Origin of the sequence: Amycolatopsis sp. A1MSW2902, assembly GCF_017312175.1 — a bacterium.
Taxonomy (GTDB): domain Bacteria; phylum Actinomycetota; class Actinomycetes; order Mycobacteriales; family Pseudonocardiaceae; genus Amycolatopsis; species Amycolatopsis nivea.
On record NZ_QJPO01000001.1, the window covers coordinates 4,208,482 to 4,227,405 of the forward strand.

Annotated in this window: 20 protein-coding genes; 11 read left to right on the forward strand and 9 right to left on the reverse strand. The window is 69.0% G+C overall.

The genetic code is table 11. The features are described 5' to 3' along the window. Position 1: 1 nt before the first annotated feature. The 6 genes from narH to DMP23_RS19405 all read left to right on the forward strand — a co-directional run bounded on the left by narH (position 2) and on the right by DMP23_RS19405 (position 5,558). Complete coding sequence (gene narH, locus DMP23_RS19380) at positions 2-1,627, forward strand: nitrate reductase subunit beta (protein WP_337821954.1); 1,626 nt, start codon at positions 2-4, stop codon at positions 1,625-1,627. Beyond that, positions 1,624-2,301, forward strand: coding sequence for a nitrate reductase molybdenum cofactor assembly chaperone (gene narJ / locus DMP23_RS19385; protein ID WP_337821955.1), 678 nt, complete (start codon positions 1,624-1,626; stop codon positions 2,299-2,301). The genes narH and narJ overlap by 4 nt, the downstream gene beginning before the upstream one ends. After that, positions 2,298-3,044 (forward strand): respiratory nitrate reductase subunit gamma, encoded by a 747-nt coding sequence (gene narI, locus DMP23_RS19390; protein ID WP_337821956.1) that lies wholly within the window; start codon positions 2,298-2,300, stop codon positions 3,042-3,044. The genes narJ and narI overlap by 4 nt, the downstream gene beginning before the upstream one ends. Further along, on the forward strand, positions 3,037-3,435 hold the full coding sequence (locus DMP23_RS19395) for a CBS domain-containing protein (protein ID WP_337821957.1): 399 nt from the start codon (positions 3,037-3,039) through the stop codon (positions 3,433-3,435). The genes narI and DMP23_RS19395 overlap by 8 nt, the downstream gene beginning before the upstream one ends. Continuing rightward, positions 3,432-4,199: a YwiC-like family protein gene (locus tag DMP23_RS19400; RefSeq protein ID WP_337821958.1), complete on the forward strand. Its 768-nt coding sequence runs from the start codon at positions 3,432-3,434 to the stop codon at positions 4,197-4,199. The genes DMP23_RS19395 and DMP23_RS19400 overlap by 4 nt, the downstream gene beginning before the upstream one ends. A 132-nt stretch (positions 4,200-4,331) precedes the next feature. Beyond that, a complete protein-coding gene (locus DMP23_RS19405; RefSeq protein WP_337821959.1) occupies positions 4,332-5,558 on the forward strand; it encodes an MFS transporter in 1,227 nt (408 codons plus the stop codon). Positions 5,559-5,847: 289 nt separating this feature from the next. On the opposite strand, the gene DMP23_RS19410 is transcribed toward DMP23_RS19405, so the two are convergent. Next, a complete protein-coding gene (locus tag DMP23_RS19410; RefSeq protein WP_337821960.1) occupies positions 5,848-6,174 on the reverse strand; it encodes a DUF7683 domain-containing protein in 327 nt (108 codons plus the stop codon). A 106-nt stretch (positions 6,175-6,280) separates the two neighbouring features. Between DMP23_RS19410 and DMP23_RS19415 the strand changes: the two genes are divergently transcribed. Then, entirely contained in the window at positions 6,281-6,538 is a 258-nt protein-coding gene (locus tag DMP23_RS19415; RefSeq protein ID WP_337821961.1) for an LGFP repeat-containing protein, read from the forward strand. A gap of 199 nt (positions 6,539-6,737) precedes the next feature. Continuing rightward, complete coding sequence (locus DMP23_RS19420; protein ID WP_337821962.1) at positions 6,738-7,286, forward strand: DUF4231 domain-containing protein; 549 nt, start codon at positions 6,738-6,740, stop codon at positions 7,284-7,286. Here DMP23_RS19420 and DMP23_RS19425 read toward each other — a convergent pair. The 7 genes from DMP23_RS19425 to DMP23_RS19455 all read right to left on the reverse strand — a co-directional run bounded on the left by DMP23_RS19425 (position 7,264) and on the right by DMP23_RS19455 (position 13,540). Then, complete coding sequence (locus DMP23_RS19425) at positions 7,264-7,977, reverse strand: glycerophosphodiester phosphodiesterase family protein (RefSeq protein WP_337821963.1); 714 nt, start codon at positions 7,975-7,977, stop codon at positions 7,264-7,266. The genes DMP23_RS19420 and DMP23_RS19425 overlap by 23 nt on opposite strands. Before the next feature lie 659 nt (positions 7,978-8,636). Next, complete coding sequence (locus tag DMP23_RS19430) at positions 8,637-9,260, reverse strand: hypothetical protein (protein ID WP_337821964.1); 624 nt, start codon at positions 9,258-9,260, stop codon at positions 8,637-8,639. Between the two features lie 122 nt (positions 9,261-9,382). Further along, positions 9,383-9,973, reverse strand: coding sequence for a hypothetical protein (locus DMP23_RS19435; protein ID WP_337821965.1), 591 nt, complete (start codon positions 9,971-9,973; stop codon positions 9,383-9,385). After that, entirely contained in the window at positions 9,966-10,727 is a 762-nt protein-coding gene (locus DMP23_RS19440; RefSeq protein ID WP_337821966.1) for a hypothetical protein, read from the reverse strand. Before DMP23_RS19440 ends, DMP23_RS19435 begins: the two co-directional genes overlap by 8 nt. Before the next feature lie 120 nt (positions 10,728-10,847). Then, a complete protein-coding gene (locus tag DMP23_RS19445) occupies positions 10,848-11,462 on the reverse strand; it encodes a Crp/Fnr family transcriptional regulator (RefSeq protein WP_337821967.1) in 615 nt (204 codons plus the stop codon). 125 nt (positions 11,463-11,587) lie between these two features. Beyond that, a complete protein-coding gene (locus DMP23_RS19450; RefSeq protein ID WP_337821968.1) occupies positions 11,588-12,211 on the reverse strand; it encodes a hypothetical protein in 624 nt (207 codons plus the stop codon). Positions 12,212-12,625: 414 nt separating this feature from the next. Then, on the reverse strand, positions 12,626-13,540 hold the full coding sequence (locus DMP23_RS19455; protein WP_337821969.1) for an acetoacetate decarboxylase family protein: 915 nt from the start codon (positions 13,538-13,540) through the stop codon (positions 12,626-12,628). Between the two features lie 460 nt (positions 13,541-14,000). On the opposite strand from DMP23_RS19455, the gene DMP23_RS19460 reads away from it, so the two are divergent. Further along, a complete protein-coding gene (locus DMP23_RS19460; RefSeq protein WP_337821970.1) occupies positions 14,001-14,606 on the forward strand; it encodes a TetR/AcrR family transcriptional regulator in 606 nt (201 codons plus the stop codon). 37 nt (positions 14,607-14,643) lie between these two features. Here DMP23_RS19460 and DMP23_RS19465 read toward each other — a convergent pair whose 3' ends face one another. Then, entirely contained in the window at positions 14,644-15,603 is a 960-nt protein-coding gene (locus tag DMP23_RS19465) for an NAD(P)H-quinone oxidoreductase (RefSeq protein ID WP_337821971.1), read from the reverse strand. Between the two features lie 380 nt (positions 15,604-15,983). On the opposite strand from DMP23_RS19465, the gene DMP23_RS19470 reads away from it, so the two are divergent. Beyond that, a complete protein-coding gene (locus DMP23_RS19470) occupies positions 15,984-16,691 on the forward strand; it encodes a type 1 glutamine amidotransferase domain-containing protein (protein WP_337821972.1) in 708 nt (235 codons plus the stop codon). A gap of 82 nt (positions 16,692-16,773) precedes the next feature. Continuing rightward, positions 16,774-17,742 (forward strand): alpha/beta hydrolase, encoded by a 969-nt coding sequence (locus DMP23_RS19475; RefSeq protein ID WP_337821973.1) that lies wholly within the window; start codon positions 16,774-16,776, stop codon positions 17,740-17,742. Positions 17,743-18,924 lie beyond the last annotated feature (1,182 nt).

Below are 18,924 nucleotides of genomic sequence, written 5' to 3' on the forward strand. Positions count from 1 at the left end.
CATGCGCATCCGCGCTCAAGTGGCGATGGTGATGAACCTCGACAAGTGCATCGGGTGCCACACCTGCTCGGTCACCTGCAAGCAGACCTGGACCAACCGCGAGGGCACCGAGTACGTCTGGTTCAACAACGTCGAGACCAAACCCGGCATCGGCTACCCGAAGCACTACGAGGACCAGGAACGCTGGAAAGGCGGCTGGAAGCTCGACGCCAAGGGCAGGCTGGTGCTCCGCTCGGGCGGCCGGGCGAAGCGGCTGTCTCGGATCTTCGCCAACCCGGACCTGCCGTCGCTCGAGGACTATTACGAACCCGCCGCCTTCGACAAGGACATCCTCCTCGACGCGCCCGCCGGGTCGGCCGACACGCCGGTCAAGCAGCCGCGTTCGGCGCTCACCGGCGAGCCGATGCGCCTGGAGTGGGGCGCCAACTGGGAGGACGGTCTCGGCGGCGCGCCCGAACGGGCCGGAACCGACCCGAACATCGCGGCCATGGACCCCGAGGCCGCCGCGCGGGTGAAGTTCGAGTTCGAGAAGACGTTCATGTTCCACCTGCCGCGGATCTGCGAGCACTGCCTGAACCCGGCGTGCGTTTCCGCCTGTCCCTCGGGCGCGATGTACAAGCGCGAGGAGGACGGGATCGTCCTGGTCGATCAGGACCGGTGCCGCGGCTGGCGGATGTGCGTGAGCGCGTGCCCGTACAAGAAGGTCTACGTCAACCACGCCACCGGCAAAGCGGAGAAGTGCACCTTTTGCTTCCCGCGGATCGAAGCGGGCCAGCCGACCATTTGTTCCGAAACGTGCGTCGGCAGGCTGCGCTATCTCGGGCTGGTCTTCTACGACGAGGACGCGGTACTGGCCGCGGCCTCGGTGGAGGACGAGCACGAGCTGCTCGCCGCGCAGCGCTCGGTGTTCCTCGATCCGCACGACCCGGAAACGGTGCGGCTGGCGTATGAAGCGGGTCTGCCGGAGGAATGGGTGCTCGCCGCGCAGGCGTCGCCGGTGTGGCGGCTGATCAGCGAGTACCGGATCGCGTTGCCGCTGCATCCGGAGTACCGCACGCTGCCGATGGTCTGGTACGTGCCGCCGCTGTCCCCGGTGCTCGACGCGGTCGGGGCCGCCGGACGCGACGACACCGACGCCGACGACGTTTTCCACACCATCCGCGACCTCCGGATCCCGGTCGAGTACCTGGCGGAACTGTTCACCGCAGGCGACTCCGAGGCCGTCGCCGGAGTGCTGATGAAGCTCGCCGCCATGCGCTCCTACATGCGGGCGCGCACCCTCGACGGCACTGTCGCCGAGGAACTGTGCGACGCCGTGGGAATGCCGGGCGAGCAGATCGAAGCGATGTACCGGCTCCTGGCCATCGCCAAGTACGACGAGCGCTACGTCGTGCCCGCGGCCTACGACAAGGACGCCGCGGCGCTCGAAGCGCAGGCAGCGTCCACTTCGGACTGCTCGCTCGACTGCACGGGCGGACCGGGGATGACCGAACAGGCCGCCACCGCCGAGCGATTCCACCTCGTGTCCGAAGACGAGCGAGTCCGTCCAGGGCGCCGCGGCCTCCTCAGCCGTCGCTCCGACGGCAGGCTCGGGCTGACCATCGACCCGGCGGGAGGCACGGCATGACGGTCGATCCGGCGGACCGGACCCGGTTGTTCGACCTCGCCTCGGTCCTGCTCGCCTATCCCGACGCCCGGCTGTTCTCCGCGGCGGACGAACTCCGCGAGACGGTCGAGGCGATCGCCGACCCCGAGGTCCGCGACCAGCTGACGGCGTTTCTCGACTGGCTGCTCACCACCGAAACGCTTGCCGTCGAGACCCATTACGTACGCACGTTCGACCTGCGGCGGCGCAGCGGGCTGTACCTGACCTACTACCTGCACGGCGACACCCGCAAGCGCGGCATCGCTTTGCTCACGCTGAAACAGCGCTACCGCGCGCACGGCCTGCGTCTGGCCGAGGGCGAACTGCCCGACCTCCTGCCGGTGGTCCTGGAATTCGCCGCCGCCGCGGGTCCCGGAGACGGCGAGGCCCCGCTGCGCCAGCACCGGCGCGGCCTGGAATTGCTGCGCTGCGCGCTCGAAGAAGCCGGATCGCCGTACCGGCACGTCGTCGACGCTGTCGTCGCCGCGCTGCCGCCGCTGACCCCGGACGACCGGGCCGCGGTCGCCGCGCTCGCCGTCGACGGCCCGCCGGTGGAATCGATCGGGCTGGCGGCTTACGGAGCCGACGTCGACGCGATCGGCTTCGGCCCCGAACTCACCTCTGGCTCGTGTCCTTCCCTGGAGAGTGCCCCGTGACCACCTTCGTCTGGATCGTGCTGCCCTACGCCTGCCTGGCGGTGTTCGTGCTCGGCCACGTCTGGCGGTGGCGCCACGACCAGTTCGGCTGGACCACGCACACCAGCCAGTTGCTGGAAAGCCGCATTCTGCGGTGGGCCTCTCCGCTGTTTCACCTCGGCGCGTTCGGCGTGATCGTGGGACACGCGGGCGGCCTGCTGGTGCCGTCGTCGCTGACGAGCGCGATCGGTGTCCCCGAAGGGCTGTACCACGCCGTCGCGGTGTGGGGCGGCACGCTCTCCGGGCTCGTGCTGGTCGCCGGGCTGGTGCTGCTGATCGCGCGCCGCGTGGTCAACGGCCGGGTGCGCCGTGCGACGACCACAATGGACAAAGTCCTGTACGTCGCGCTCGCCGCGATGGTGGTGCTCGGCATGACGGCCACGGTCGGCGTCAACCTGTTCGGACACGGCTACGACTACCGCGAGACCATCGCCGTCTGGTTCCGCGGCATCTTCTGGTTCTCCCCGCAGAGCCAGCTGATGATCGACGCCCCGCTGGTCTACCAGCTGCACGCGGTCGGCGGATTCCTTTTGCTCGCGCTGTGGCCGTTCACGCGGCTGGTGCACGTGTGGTCGGCGCCGCTGGCCTACCTGTGGCGGCCGTACGTCGTCTACCGCGCCCGTCGCGGCGCGCCGCCTGCACCGCAACCGGCTCCGGCCGTCGTGCGAGACCGGGCGACCGAAGAGAGGCAAACCCTTGCCTGAACCGACGGTCGCCGATGTGGTCGTCCGGCTGCCGAAAACCTTGCCCGCCAAGGCTTCCGTCGTCGAAGCCAGGGCTTGTTTCGCCGACGACCACGTCCACATGCTCCTGTTCACCGAGTCCGGCCGACTCCTGGGCACGCTCGTTCGCGAAGACCTGGACGAAACCGCATCCGGCCCCGCCCTGCGGCACGCACGGCTGACGGGCCGGACCGTCTCCGCCGATCTGCCCGCCGAGGACGCGCGCCAGCTCCTGCTCCGTCGCGGGCAGCGGAGGCTCGCCGTCGTCGACCGTGACGGCGCACTGCTCGGACTGCTGTGCCTCAAACGCCGCCGCACCGGATTCTGCAGCGACGCCGACGTCGCCGCGCGGGCCGCGGAGCGTCTGCGGTGACCGCACCGGCGACGCGCCGCAAGGCTCCCGTCGTTCCGCCGCAGCACGGAGCCTGGGGATTTCTCGGCCTGCCGCTTCTGCTCGGCGCCGCGGCAGGCGGCTGGTCCGCCTGGCTGATCCCGTTCGCGGTGGCCTGGGTGTCCGCCCATCCGGCGGGCTGGGCCGTGACCGGGCTGCTCACCGCACGACGGCCCAGCCGGTTTTGCCGGGCCGCGCTGCTGTGGACTCCGGTGTGCGCGACCGCGGGCGCGGTCGTGCTGAGCGCGCGTCCCTGGCTGATCTGGGTATTGCTCGGATATCTGACGCTGTTCGGGGTCAATCTCGGGTTCGCGCGAGCGCGCCGCGAACGGTCGATGGCCAATGATCTTGTCCTCATCGCCGAGTGCGCGCCGCTGGTTCCGGTCGTGGCCGGAGTGTCCGCCGGGAGCCAGCCCTGGGCAGCCATGACCGCCGCTCCGGTGCTCGCCGCCGCGGCGCTCACCGCCGTCGCTCTCATCGGCTCCACGCTGCACGTGAAGTCACTGATCCGCGAGCGCGCCAATCCCGCGTATACCGCTGCGGCGCGGGCTTTCTCGCTCGCCGCCGTCGTCGCGACGCTCGCGCTCGCGATGGCCGCCGGCTGGTGGTGGCCGGTGGCCGCGTTCGTGCTGCTCGCCGCTCGCGCCGCCTGGTGGCACGACCCGTCGTGGCGGCCGTCGCGGATCGGGATGGTCGAACTCGCCGGACTGGTTTCCGTTGCCACTGCGGGATTTCTCACCTTCTAGTCCGGAGTGGACGGTGAGGACCTTCGGCCCCCGCCCGGGGAAATTCGGCTCTGCTGCCGATCCCGCCGGAGCCGGAAACTGGACGGGCCCTCGCCGACCGGCGGGCGCTCGCACGACACGAATGAGGCGTCGATGACCTCGACACAGGACCGCCCGGCCGGAGCCGGCAGACCCGCGCTGATGCTGACCCTCGCGACCGCCGGGTTCGCGCTCAACTTCTGGGCCTGGGCACTGCTCAGCCCGCTCGGCCCGCTGTTCAAGGACTCCTTGAAGCTGACCGCGTTCGAACAGGCCCTGATGGTCGCCGTCCCGGTCGTGGTCGGCTCGCTCGGCCGGATCCCGGTCGGCGCGCTCACCGACCGCTACGGCGGCCGGATCATGTTCCCGGTGCTCTCGGCACTGACCGCGCTGCCGGTGCTGTTCCTCGGCCTCGCCGGGCATTCGTCGCTGCTCGCGCTCCTGATCGGCGGCTTCTTCCTCGGCCTCGGCGGCACGTCGTTCGCGATCGGCGTCCCGTTCGTCAACGCCTGGTTCCCACCCGAGCGGCGCGGACTCGCGATCGGCATCTTCGGCGCGGGCATGGGCGGCACCGCGATCAGCGCGCTGACGACCGTCCCGCTGGTCAAGGCCGGAAGCGTCGCGACCCCGTTCCTGATCACCGCGGCCGTCCTCGTCGGTTACGCGATCCTCGCCGCCGTCCTGCTGCGCGACGCACCAGACCGCACAGTCCCGACGGAACCGCTGGCCCAGCGGATGCGCCAGACCCTCCGGCTCGCGGTGACCTGGCAGGCCTCGGCACTGTACGCGATCGCCTTCGGCGGCTACGTCGCGTTTTCGGTCTACCTCCCGGCCTACCTCAAGACCGGCTACGGACTGGCCCAGACCGAAGCCGCCAACCGGATGGCCGGTTTCGTCCTCTTCGCCGTGGTGATGCGCCCGATCGGCGGCTGGCTTTCGGACCGCTTCGGCCCCGTGCGCGTGCTGGCCGGAGTGTTCGGCGTCGTCGCTGCCTGCGCCGCGGTACAAGCGTTCACTCCCGGCCTGATGCCGCTCGGCACATTGGCATTCCTGGCAATGGCCGCAGCCCTCGGAGCGGGCAGCGGCGCAGTGTTCGCGATGGTCGCCATGCTCGTCCCGGCGAACAAAGTCGGTTCGGTGACCGGAGTTGTCGGAGCGGCCGGAGGCCTGGGCGGGTTCATTCCGCCGCTGGTGATGGGAGCGCTCTACGGCGGCCTCGGCTCGTACGCGCTCGGCCTTGCCGCACTCGCGCTGGTCGCCGCCGCAGCCCTCGCGTTCACCGCAACGGTGGCGAAGCGGTCGCTGCAGCAGCACTTCCGTGTGGAGAAGGCCGGTGTGTGAGTACTGCGGCCGCCAAGCTGTGCGAACACGCGTCCGGGACGGGCCCGCAGCGTGGTTGCTTCCTGGCGGGACGCGACGTTCCGGACGTGGATGGTTCCTTCGCTGCCGTGCGGTGGCCAGCAGGCTGCTGTCGCGGCTGAAGCGCACGGCGAGGACCGCGCCGGATCTTCCGGCGAGGACGCAGCTGTCCGATCACCACGTCCCAGAGGCTGACGGTGGTGTCGATATTGGCGATCGCGGCCAGTTTCCGGTCCGGGCTGAAGGTCATGGCCTGGAGCCCGCCTTACCGTTAGCGCCTGTCCGTCGCCGTATTCTGCGCCAACGGGTTTGAATCCTCCGTCGCAATCCTCGGGTCCGCGAAAGCGCTGATGAAGTAGGCGAATCTGTCCTCGTCGAGCTGACCAACGGTGCCTGCGGGCGTATCGAAGCAGTCCAAAAGGGCACGCACCTGTTCCGCGGAGATCGGGTAGCCCTCCGGGACGGACAAGTCGTCCATTCCGAGCACGGTCTCCAGTGTCTGGTGGCTGACCCCGGCAGGAAGGTCCACGGACCAAGCCAAGAGCTCGTCCGACTCGCGGAACGCCTCGATCTGCCATCCGACCGCTTGATCACTCATGGTTTCGACGCTCCGGCTCGGGTCGGGGCCTTTCCCGGGGATGGGTTCCCCCGTGACGGGATCAAGAACACTTTGACGGTACTCAGCCCAAACACGACAAACCCACATGGTCCAAGGCATGATCCGCCAAACGTGGCGCCAACGCGGATGGGAACAAGGCGCCCTCGGATCCCCCACCACCGACGAACAACCCACCGCCGACGGCTGGATCCAACGCTTCGGCACGGCACCATCTTCTGGCACCGCCGCACCAACACCCCCACGGTCACCCTCGCTCGCAGCACGTTGGTCCACGACCTTGGCAACTGACGGATCTCTGCGCCCCCGCGCCGCGCCGTGCTGGCGCGATCAAAGTCGCGCATGACTTGCATGGCCGCGAACCGCCGCAGGCCAAGACAACTAAAGGCCTCCGTCACTGCGTCTCGCAGGCGAAGCTGGCGCAGCGTTACTCCGACTGGTTGCTTGTCGTCGGTCGTCCCGAGGAACCTGGCTTCAGCCGCGCCCCGTTCAGTAACGTGCTGGCGACGTATGCGGATGCAGAGAAACGGTCGGCTGGGGGACGCATGGCCTTGAAGTTCCAACCACCCTTCCCTCACACCCTGCCGAATCCCCGATCACAGGGGTATCCGGCGGCGGTCGAGACGTACGCATTGCGCCTTCGGAGTTTCTACAACTCCCGGGCGACGTGGCATCGTCGGTTCTTCCGGCTCAGCGGGATCATCGTGATTGTCGTCGGCGCCGGGCTGCCGCTGCTGGTCACGCTCGACTACCCGGGCCGCGACCTGATCATCTCGATCGCCGGAGTGGTCGTCGCCGGGGTCACCGCGCTGCGCGCGTTCTACCGGTGGGACCAATCCTGGATCCTGCTGCGCAACACCGAGCGTGCTATCACTGCGGCCTGGTGGGAGTGGCACAGCAAACTCGACGCGGTCGACTCCGGCGAAGACGCACCGAGCCAGGAGCAACGGGAAGTCACCCGGGCGTTCGCACAGAAGCTTGTCGACATCCGCAAGCGCGAAGCGGATTGGTTCTTCGCCGACCTGGCGTTCCCGAAGCACGACGTGCACGGCCACGCCCGGGCGCAGGCTGTCAAGCACGACCCTCCGGAATGAACCCGGAGAAGTAATAGCCATCGGCGAGCCGGGCGGCCCGTTCGGCTTCTGCCGGGGAATGCACGGTGTAGGCGAGCACCGGACGCCGGGGCCCGCGCCAGAAGGTGACGAACGGGTCCGGCAAGCCGGCCAGCTCGTAAGCGAGAAAGTCCGGCCGCACGATCGCGTTCGTGAGCATCATCCGACCCAGCATCGCCTTCAACGGACCTGCGGACGGCAGCGACCCGGATGCTTGGCCTACCGCCCGGTCCGGCAACAGCCGCCGGAAGCGCCTGACCGCGAACGGATCGAACGACTGCACAACCGCAGCGCCGCGGTACCCGCGCAGCCGATCAGCGACGGCCCGTTCGAGCGCCGACGAGCGGTCGAACCCCCAGCGGCGCACGTCGACCACCATCGGGACCTTGCCGCCCACCGCTTCGAGAACGTCGTCGAGCCGCGGCACCGGCTCGCCCGACTCGCCGATCCGCAGCCGCCGCAGCTGCGCCCAATCCAGTTCGCTCACGAGCCCCGCGCCGCAGGTCACCCGGCCGACGTCCGCGTCGTGCAAAACGACCGGCACGCCGTCCCGGCTGAGCTGGACGTCGAACTCGAAGGGCACGTTCTCCGACACGGCATGCGCGAACGCCGCGAGAGAGTTCTCCGGCCGCACACCGCCCTCGTCGTGGAGGCCACGATGAGCAATAGGCACTGAGGTAAGCCAACCTGGAGCGGTCACAGTCGTTCCTCCCATCACGGCACGCAACCGTACCGTCCGGGCAGTCCAGGCCAGGCGCGTCCCGCCGACTGCCTGGAAGGACTGGGCTCTCTGCTCTCGGTCCGAGGCACGTGGCAGCCGGCCAGCGATGCTTCGCAAGCCGTCTGCGCGAGCCGCCGAACGTCAAACGTCCCCGAACACGACCCATCGCGACTACTCTCGGTCGCCGCTGGTGGAACAGCTCGTCGCCAAGTGGGCCACCGAGCCGACCGCCCGGCAACCAGATCCTCCAACGTGCCAGGCCGGCGCTCGAAAAGCTCGTCGACCGTCGTCGGGCTGAACGCGGGTTCGAGATCGCATGCACCACCTGCGAAGTCAGCACTCACCACCATGGCTGACGTGCCTTCGCGAGGACCAGCAGTCTGCAGGCTATGGCCACGACGGCCGAGAGCCACGCTGCGTAACCGATCGCATGGCCAAACAACTCCCCCGCTAACTGGCCACCAACAGGAGGAATCACCGCATAGCGCAGAAGTTCCTCGTCGGATGCTCGACGACCTCGACAACCGCCAAGCCAGCCCGGCCTGTGCTCTCCGGACTCGCCGCGCCCTGCGGTTCCGAGCGGTCAAACCTCCCGCTCGCAACCGTCCAGGTCATTTCTCCGCGGTGGCCTCCGAGGCGATTCCTCCTCCGTCAGCGACGGTCGTTTCTCCTTCGGACGCCGTTCCCGCGCGGCGGATCTCCACCTGCGGATAGCTGAGCTTGTTCAGCACCCCGGCGATCGACTCCCTGCCTTCGATGCTCATGATCATCTTCCCGAATTCCGGGTCGGTGCCGAAGCGAACCCGAACGCCGACGACCGAGCGGGGCACCCAGCCGTGCACCGGGCGCGCGCGGCCCAGCTGGTGCGCGAACGCGATGACGGCCGGCAGGGACGGGTCGAACGCCGCCGTCGGCAGGAGGTCGTAGCGGACACGAGAGCGGAGGTGGCGGGAACGGATGTGTCGGTGGAGGACAAAGACCGCGATCAAGCTCGCGACCACCGCTGCGGTCACCCACCACAGCGCGGCACTCGTGAGTGCCTGGTCCGTATCGAGCGCCTGCGGCGCACTGTTCTCCTGCACGGCCTGACGGCCATGCGCTCGGGAGAAAATGTCGGCATTATGGGCAAGCCCCTCATACCTCCATTGACCAGCGAACACGCGTGGTTCCGCAGCTGCACCAGGTGCACGCCCGACGGCCGGGCCAAGGTAGTGCCCAACGGCAAAGAACGACATGGAATCCTCCTGTTCTTCGAACAGACCCAGGAGACAAGCCGAGCAAATTCCAGACTTGATGCGTCGAGCCCTGGTCGGCCGGACCCACCACCGAGACCCGCTTGCTCGAGATGCCAGTCGCTTCAGCCGGGATTCCCCGGCTCGGCGTGCCGCCCGCTCGGCGGGTCGTCGGCGAGCGAGTCGCGGAGATGGAAGTGTAGCCACGTGTCGACATCAGCTCTCCAGGAGTTTTCGACGGGGACGGCGTCGGCGCGGAGCGCGGTGAGTCTCCACGCGCATCCGGCGGCGGTCTTGGTGGTTGTGCCGCGAAGGTGTTCGTCGACGTGGCGGCGGATGGCGAGCAGTTCCTGCCGCGGGCTTGCGTGCACGAGGGCGCTGACCTCACGAGTGATGTCGTGGCGCAACTGCAGGGACGCGTCGGTGGGCGCGATCGACAGGAGCAAGCAAGGGTCGTGGATCCACCAGTCGGCTGTCACCGTCAGCCAGCGGCGTTCTGTTCGCGCAGAGGACAGGACAATGCGGAAGAGTTCGGTCTGCAGCCGCCGGTCGATGAGGTAGTAGCGCTTGCCGGAGAGGACGCTCAACCCGGCGGTGGCAGGCTGGTGGGCGACGACGGCGACGTGCCTGCCCCGCAGCCTCGCCGTGGTCAAGGCGACCGCGCGGCTGGTGCGGTAGCCGAGAACAGGACAGGCTTCGGAGTGGAACTTAGGCACCGCGGGCCAGCCCGTTCTCAGCATGACCGTTGTCGCTCGGCGAACTCGGCTCAGCGGGGTCCAGATGGGTAAGCCTGAGTCCCCCGGGCGGTAGCGGCGGAAGCACGGCTGCGACCGGAGGATCCTGCAGGCGAATGACGGTGCCGGCGGTGTCCAGTCCGGGCAGGTGGATCCAGGCGTCGCCTGCGAAATCGGCGGTGCTCACGCGGATCGGGGCACAGCGGGCAGGCGGGACCAGGCCGACGGTGAACGGTTCGACCACCGCCCGCCAGATCGCCTCGGACATCACCAGCGCGGCGCCGAACCGCTCCCCTGCTGGATCGGCGTCGCACCAGTGGCGCACCACCTCGCCGAACGCCGCGGAATTGAGCAGCCGGGTCAGCGTGATGTAGGTGCGGTGGTAGCGCTGGTGATCCGCCATCGGCCCCAGGTGCACCGCGACCCGCGCCCGCATCGGGAAACGGTGGTAACGATTGCGCGAGCGCAGAAGGTGGTCGAGATGGAACACGACCTCGACGAGCCGCCCAGCCTGATGGTCCGAATAGGCGAGCATCACGCCGTCGCCGGTCTCCCGCACATGCCCGGCCTCGTCCCAGGACAAGCCCGACATGCGCAGCGCCTCGGCGAACAGGGACTCCATCTCGGTTTTCATCGGATCGAGCAAGTCGTCGCTGGCTTGCGACGAGCCGACGATGTCGACCACGACGACCGCCCTGGTGCGCGCGGCGTAGTGACTCGACGTGAACGCGGTCATCGGTGTTCTCCCCCTGCGCTGTCTGCATTTGGTAACAGGCAGGAGTGTCACGACTACCCGGCATCGAGTTCTGTTCACCGGTGCACAGAACCGCGAATCAGCCTTGCTCGAATGGGTGATCTAGGTCATCTCGGCGAGGGATTGAAGCTGTTCAATGTCGATCACGGTGAGCGACCGGCGTCCGGTCCTGATCACGTGCTGGCTCCGCAACCGCTTCAGCGCTTTCGCGAGCGTGCCGCGGGAGACGGGGATGAACGCCGCCTGCTCCTCCTGGGTCAGCGGCGCGTCCACCGACCATCCGCCGTCGTGCGGGCTCGCGCAGACGTCGACCAGATACAGCAAGCGCCGGGCGATCTGGACGACCATGTCCGGCGTGCGGGTGTTGGTGCGTTCCCTCTGCGCGTTCCACAACCGCTCGGACAGCAGAGCCGAGGTCTCGTAATTGGCGGCCGGATTCTCAAGCAGGAACCGGCGGAACGTCTGCGCGTCGATCCGCCGCAGCACCACCTCGTCCAGCGCGATCACGTCAGCCATCCGCGGCCGCCCGGAGATCACGGCGGCCTCGCCGTAGATGTCGCCCGGCCCGCCGACGTCCAGAATGACTTGCCGCGCTTCGTGATCGGTCGAGGTCACCTTCACGTGGCCCTGTTGCAACACGACCACGTCGACGCCTGCCTTGCCCACGGCCAGAACCGGTTTCCGCGGCCGTACCCGCTGCGGACTGCCCAGCGTCATCAGCCGGGCCCGGTCCCTTTCCGGCAGCCGATTCAGAAACGACGGCTGCCGCCCGCCCCCTGCTCCCCGCTCCACACATCCTCCGCTCACCGTGCCGTCCGAGCAGGCAGCCTAAGCGCGGACGATCACCCGCGCCCGGCAGCCGGACCGGTGAACACCCCGAGCCGGACCAGCTCGCCGCGAACCCACCCGGCCAACCGGTTCACCGGACCGTCAGCGGGCTCGAGCCGCCACCGCTCCATCAACTCGTCGTCGGGACCGTGCTCAGCGCACCACCACAACGCGCTGCGGACCTCAGCGGCAGTCAGCGGAACAATGCGCCGGCCAGGAGCAGGCCGCACCATCGACTTCACCGCCATCACCGCCTCCACCGCCTCGGCGAACGTGAACTGGTGTTCCACGACGACCTCCTGCGCCGGGCAGCCGCTCCCGTGGCTCTCGGAGGGGAACATCCCCAGCCGGAGCAGCTGCCCCCGGACCCGCGCCACCTGGCAACGCCGCACGACGGACTCCGCCGCCCCGACCGCCGGCACGCGCATCCCGTCGAGCTGCCGTCCCCGTCCCGCACGCTTCAAATCCGCGCGCACGCCCCGTACCGACAACTCCCCGACGACGACACGCAGCGAGCCGCCATACGCGGCCGCATGCGAAGCCAGCACCGCCTCGATCGCCTCGCTCAACGTGAACTGATGACGCACCCACACCGCCACCCGTTCCTCACCGCCGACCGCCCGCTTCGCGAAACCCATCCAGCCACGAGAGCAGATCCAGCGCGAGAGTTCCGTTCACCACCGAACAAATCCATCACCGCGTCCGGTGAATTCGACGCTGCCCCGCCGCGCGACCGAATGACAGGCTCAGCGCTGGACCGGTGCCCAGAAGCGATCGCGGGCCCTCAGCCGAATGGTCGCCGTGCGGCGTTCGACGTACTCGCCGGCCGGATTTCTCCCAGCCCACAACAGGTGCGCCTCCGCTGTGGCGTCGTCGATGCGACGGGCAACTTCCGCTTGGGCCCGCACGTCCCGATACACCAGCACATCCGGTGCGGCGGCGACCTGCGCGGTCAGCCGCTGAAGCAGGCCCGCGTCAGCGAGGCGGGCAGTCCTGGGCGGGCGGCGGTCGGGTTTTCCGCGGTGGCGGTCATGATCGGGTGCTCCGGGAGGTCAGCGGACCGAGAACGGGACCGGCATGTGCAGTGCGGCCTGGGCCGAGGTGTTGGCGTCGAACTGGATGACCCGGCCGGCCTTCAGCGCGCGCAGGTCCTCCGCCATGCGGCCTTCTCCGACGGTCAGCTCGAATCCGCGCGGCAGCAGCGAGGTGCCGCTCGCGAGGAGGTTCGTCTGGTTGAGCGTGGAGTGCCACGCGCCGTCGCGCTTGGTGTACGAGGTGAGCGTGGAGACCTTGTCGCCGCTGGCGAACCGCCGCTGTTTCGGCGTCGGCGCCGAGAACGCGACGTCGACGCCGCCGTCGGCGTTGGCGATCCGCGCCGATGTGCGTTCCTCGTCGATGTCGACGTCGAGATCTGTGACCCACTTGGGAAAGCCGTACCCGTCGTGTCCGCGCACCTGTGCGATCTCGGTGTTGACCGGCAGCGAGAACACGTACGAGTGCAGGTGGTCGTCCCCGAGTGCGGTGACGACGTCGGCGACCGCAGTGGCCAGTCCGCCGTGCCGGGCCGGGCGCACCGCGACGCCGACGGCTGCCTCGGTGTAGAAGTCGATGTCGCACACGTCGTACCGGAAGAACATCAGCGACACGAGACCGCGGCCCGGCGCGATCTCGAGCGGTGCGAGTTCGCTCGGCAGACGCCTGCGGATCGCACGGCTCGGGGCGGTCATCGTCAGCCGCGCCGAAGACATCGCGTAGTAGAAGTTCGGCGTCCGGGTGGTGCCGATCGGCGATTCGACCTCCGCCTTGGGCAGCGTGCGGAAGAAATCGACGCCGGGCACGCGCGGATCGGCGGCCACGTCGTCGAGCGGGGCTTCCATGCGGTAGCGGTCGAACATGCCGCCTTTCGGGACCTCGACGGTCCGTCCGCCCAGATCGACCTTGACGGTGCCCGCTGCCGTGTTCGGCATGACGACACTCCCCCTTCTCCGATGTATGCAGTGCTCACATCAGGGTAGGCGGCCATGTAAGCACTGTCAACACGTCGAGGGCCGGTCATCCGAACGTGTCATCTCGAGGACGCTCCTCGTGTCCGGCCGCGGATGGGCGCCGACCGTTCCGGCCGTGCGATTCGCTCCGGATTCCGGGTCCCGGAATCAGCACGACGCCGAGGAAGGCGGCGACGCAGGCCGATTCAAGCGGGCATTGCCGCCGGAGGATGCCCGTAATGCGGCGACAAATTGCGGCGGCGCTGACGATTCCGTGCACTGCCGCGCCGATGCCGGGGGTGCGGGTACTTCCTCTCCCTACGGACGCGAGCCGCGCGCGCCATCGCGGTCGGCCGAACCGCGAAGAACGGGGGCGAACCCGTATTCTTTCGGTCCCTCTGTTATGTTGACTGCCCTCACATCGGGCGAGAGGAATTCGGCGGTGTCGCCCTCGGCGAAGAGCGCTTATCACCACGGCGACCTGCGGGCCGCGCTGCTGGACGCGGCAGTGCAGATGCTGGAGCAGGGCGAGGTTTTCTCCATCCGCGCGGTGGCCCGTCGTGCAGGCGTGTCGCCGACGGCGCCGTACCGGCATTTCGCGGACCGACAGGCCCTGGAGTCGGCGGTGGCGGTCGAGGGGTTCCGCGACTTGAAAACCGCGCTGACCGAGGGCCGCGAGCTTCCGTCCTCGGCAGCGGACCTCGCCGATTTCGCCGTGGTCTACGTCAGTTTCGCGTTGCGGCGCCCGGCGGTCTTCCGGCTCATGTTCGGCAACGAGTGCGACGATTCGAACGACCAGCGGGTCCAGGCCTCCGGTGCCCTGCACGAACTGCTCGCCGGTGCGATGGCCAGCGTGTATCCCGATGCCGACGCGCCCGCGCTCGCCACGGCGATGTGGAGTTTGGCGCACGGACTGGCGTTTCTCCATCTGGACGGGAAGTTCCCCGCCTCGCCCGCCGAGGACGTCGCCGCCCGGGTGCGCGCGTCCTTCGACGCGGTCCTCTCGCTCCACGCCGGCTCCGGCTCCCGGACTCCCGGCCGGGAGTGAGCCGGCCGGCGGGACTCCCGGGCCGCGGGGAGCCGCTTTATCCGGTCACCAGCAGGATCTTGCCGACGTGCCGGCTGCTTTCCATCAGCCGGTGCGCCTCGGCGGCCTCGGCCATGGGCAGAGTCCGGTCGATCACCAGGCGGACGGCTCCGCTCTCGATCATCGGCCACGCTTTGGCCTGGACGTCCGCGACGATCGCGGCCTTCTGCTCCAGCGACCGGGTGCGCAGCGTGGTGCCGTGCACGGACGCACGTTTGAACACCAGTTCCCCGAGGTTGAGGGCGCCCTCCAAGCCGTCCTGCAAACCGATCACGACCAGGCGCCCGTCGGCGGCCAGCGAACGGACGTTGCGCTCGAGGTATCCGCCGCCGACCACGTCCAGGATGACGTCATAGGGACCGTGCTCGACGAAGTCCTGGGTGCGGTAGTCGATCGCGAGGTCCGCGCCCAGTTCCCGGACCCGGGCGGCCTTCTCCGGGCCGCCGGCAGTCGCGGCGACGCGCGCCCCGAGCGCCTTGGCGATCTGGATCGCCGTGGTCCCGACCCCGCCGGCCCCGCCGTGCACCAGTAAGGTCTCCCCGGCCCGCAGCCCTGCGGTGAGCACGAGGTTCGACCACACCGTGGCGACCGCCTCCGGCAACGCCGCCGCTTCGGCCAGGCCGACCCCGCGCGGCACCGTCAGCAGCTGACCGGCGGGCACGGCGACCTTCTCCGCGTAGCCGCCGCCCGTCAGCAGCGCGCAGACCTCGTCGCCTGCCTGCCAGCCGGTCACCCCCGGCCCCAGGGCGCTGATCCGCCCCGACACCTCCAGTCCCGGATACGGCGACGCGCCCGGCGGCACCGGGTAGAGCCCCATGCGCTGCATGACGTCGGCCCGGTTCAGCGCGCTGGCCGCCACGTCGACGACGACCTCCCCCTCCGCCGGAGACGGATCGTCGACCTCGGTCCATTCCAGGACCTCGGGACCGCCGGGCTCCTTGATCACGACCGCTTTCATGGCACTCCGTTCAGATGTCGCCGCGGACGCCGCGCGCCCGCACTCCCAATGTTTGCACCGTACACATTAAGGGCGATATAAGCAGTGTCAACTTCGTGCGCAACCCCGTACGGGGGACACGCGAGCGGCCGTGTTGACGGTGCTCGCGGCGGATGCCTACAGTGTGAGCGCTGCATACATAGGAGCGCCGGAGCAGCCCGCGACGCCTTCGGCGGACCAGGGCTCGGCCCGGACGGGGCGCGGTCGCTCGCGTTCCCCGGGGCAGCGGCGTTCTCCCGGTCCGGTCCCCGCGATCCGGCTGAAGGCGGTGCCGAGGACCGGCTCGCGTCGCGCATGCCCGTCCCGTGCCGCTCGCCCGCCGACCAGTGAGGAGCCGTTCGATGACCAAGGTTCTGCAGGTGCTCTCCGCCGCCCGCGTCTGGACGCTGAAGGACGGCACCGAACACCCCACCGGGTTCTGGGCCGAGGAATTCGTCGTCCCCTACACACTGTTCACCGACGAAGGCTGGGACGTCACAGTCGCCACCCCCGGCGGCAAACAACCCGTGGCCGACCAGCTCAGCCTCGGCGTCAAAGGCGGCGTGCTCCCGCACACCGCCAAAAAACTGCGCGCCGAACTCGACCGCCTCGCCCCCGTCCTGGAGCACCCCGCCGATCTGTCCGAAATGGACCCGGACGACTTCGACGTCGTCTTCTACTCCGGCGGCCACGGCCCGATGGAAGACCTCGCCGTCGACCCGGTTTCCGGCGCCCTGCTGACCACGCGACTCTCCTCGGCCCGGCCACTCGCCCTGCTCTGCCACGCCCCCGCAGCCGCGCTGGCCGCGAAAAACCCCGACGGCAGCTGGCCCTTCGCGGGCTACCGGATGACCGGCCTGTCCAACATCGAGGAACGCGTCAACCCCTTCGCGTGGAAAGCCAAGTGGCTGCTGGAAGACCGCCTCAAGGAAGCGGGCGCCGACTACACCGCAGGCCTGCCGCTGAAGTCGCACGTGATCGTCGACCGCAACCTCTACACCGGCCAAAACCCCGGATCCTCAGCCGCACTCGCACGCCGCATCATCGCCGACCTCACCGGAAAGGAGTAGCACCAAGCCCCCTTTCGCAAGAGCTTGCCGGCACAACGACACGGTGCCGCAGCCCCGGCGTTCTCACGAAGTGGAGAGACGAATGACTGAACTTCCCCCGCCCGTCACCCCGTACCTCGAACCCGCCGCGAAGGAACTGTCCGAAGCGACCGACCCGCACCCCCGGATCTACGAAGTCCCACCGGAGCAGGGCCGCCAGATCCTGCTCGACTTGCAAAGCGGCGAGGGAGTCGCCCGCCCCGACGTCGACGAGGAGTGGGTCGAGGTGGACGCCGGGCAGTGGGGCACAGTCCGCACCCGCATCATCCGGCCCAAGGGCTCGACCGGCCCGCTGCCCGTGGTCTTCTACATCCACGGCGCCGGCTGGGTCTTCGGCGACGACAAAACCCACGACCGCCTCTTCCGCGAACTCGCTGTCGGCACCGGCGCCGCAGGCGTCTTCCCGGTCTACGACCGCGCTCCGGAAAAGGGCTACCCGACCCAGGTCGAACAGAACTACGCCGTCGGCCAATGGGTGCTGCGGCACGGCACCGAACACGGCCTGGACACCAGCCGAGTCGCCGTCACCGGCGAATCGGTCGGCGGCTGCATGTCAGCGGTGTTCGCACTGATGAACAAAGACCGCGGCGGCATCGACCTCAAAGCACAGGTCCTGCTCTACCCGGTCGCCAACGCCGACTTCGACACCCCGTCCTACCTGCAGTTCGCCGAGGGCTACTACCTCACCCGCGACGGCATGAAGTGGTTCTGGGACCAATACACCACCGACCCCGCCCAGCGCGCCGAAAAATACGCCTCGCCACTGCAAGCGTCCCTGGACGACCTCAAAGGACTCCCGACCACCCTCGTCATCACCGACGAAGCCGACGTGCTCCGCGACGAAGGCGAGCAATACGCCAACAAACTCCGCGAAGCCGGCGTCGACGTCACCTCCGTCCGCGTCGCCGGAATGGTCCACGACTTCCTGCTCCTGGACAGCCTCCGCGACACCCGCGCCGCCAACGTCGCCCGCCACCTCGCCGTCGACGCCCTCAAAACAGCGCTCCAGTAACCGAAATCGCCGCACTGGCGGCGCCTTCCCGGGGCGCCCGCCAGCCGCGTCCGCGCTTGCCTCCGACGCGCAGCCGCGCCGCCCCGGTGCCTGCCGCTTCCCTGCCGACCGTGAAAGCCGCCACATCGTCATCGTCCGGTCAAGGCGGGTTTCGCTCTGGTCCAAACAGTCTCGTCGTAATAGCAGAGACAACTCGCAAAGCCTCGCTCGCCGACGAGGTGGCGCGGCCAGCGCCGGACCACCGAACCGCTAGGCCCGTGGATCGCCGGCACAGACGTCGCTGCGGGCCATTCGACGACGAGGTCGCACATTTCGCCCTGCCGACACCCGCCCAGCGCGGCCTCGCTCGGCGGAGTGCTGCCGGAGCGCACGACCCGGCTACCGGCGACGTGCTGCACATCGGGCGACATGGAGACCGGTTTCGCCCAGGCTGGGGGTGTCTACCTGCTGGCCGGGCATGCAGCCCTTGGCACGTCGGGATCATCCGTTCGCCCGCACACCACTGCGGGATGAACCGGTCTGTGCGCGCCAGGTCGAGCTTCACTTGGTCGGCGAGGTGGTGTTACGCCAGTTCACCGGCTGCGGCCGCCTTGAGACAGAAGAGTCCCGGTATGGCTCGCAGTCGTCGTCGCATTCAGCGCACCGCTACTAGCCGCTGCCTGCGTAGTCCAGGCCCTGCTCGTCCACGCGCAGCACGCCTTGATCACCCGCGCTACTGCTGCGAAACATCTCAGTCCCCACGCACCACCGTGAACACCAATTGTCTCACAACGGTTCTGGCTCTGGCACAAAGTCCGTGATGGGTGGCGGCCAATAAGGCCCCTGACCCGCAACTCGTCCCAACGGGATGCTCCGTTGGGACGAGCCGGATTCCGTCTGCCCACAGTGGCGGGTTGCTCAGCACTGCCCGAGCGCCATGTTCGCATCCCAGGCCGCGGCGAGGATCCCGCGCTCCCGCACCTCGTTCCAGAAGTCCCGGACGCTGAAACGCGTGCCGAGCGCGACCACCCCGCCGAAACACAGGCACGCCGACGGCCGCCTGGATACGCGCGACAGGGGCAACGAGCGGCTCGAACACGCCCCGGAGACCCGTACCGTACGGTCGAAGGCGGCTCGCCCGGTCTCCCTCCCCCCTCGGGCCGGGCGAGCCGTCCACCCTCGTCTGTGACGACAGATAATAGT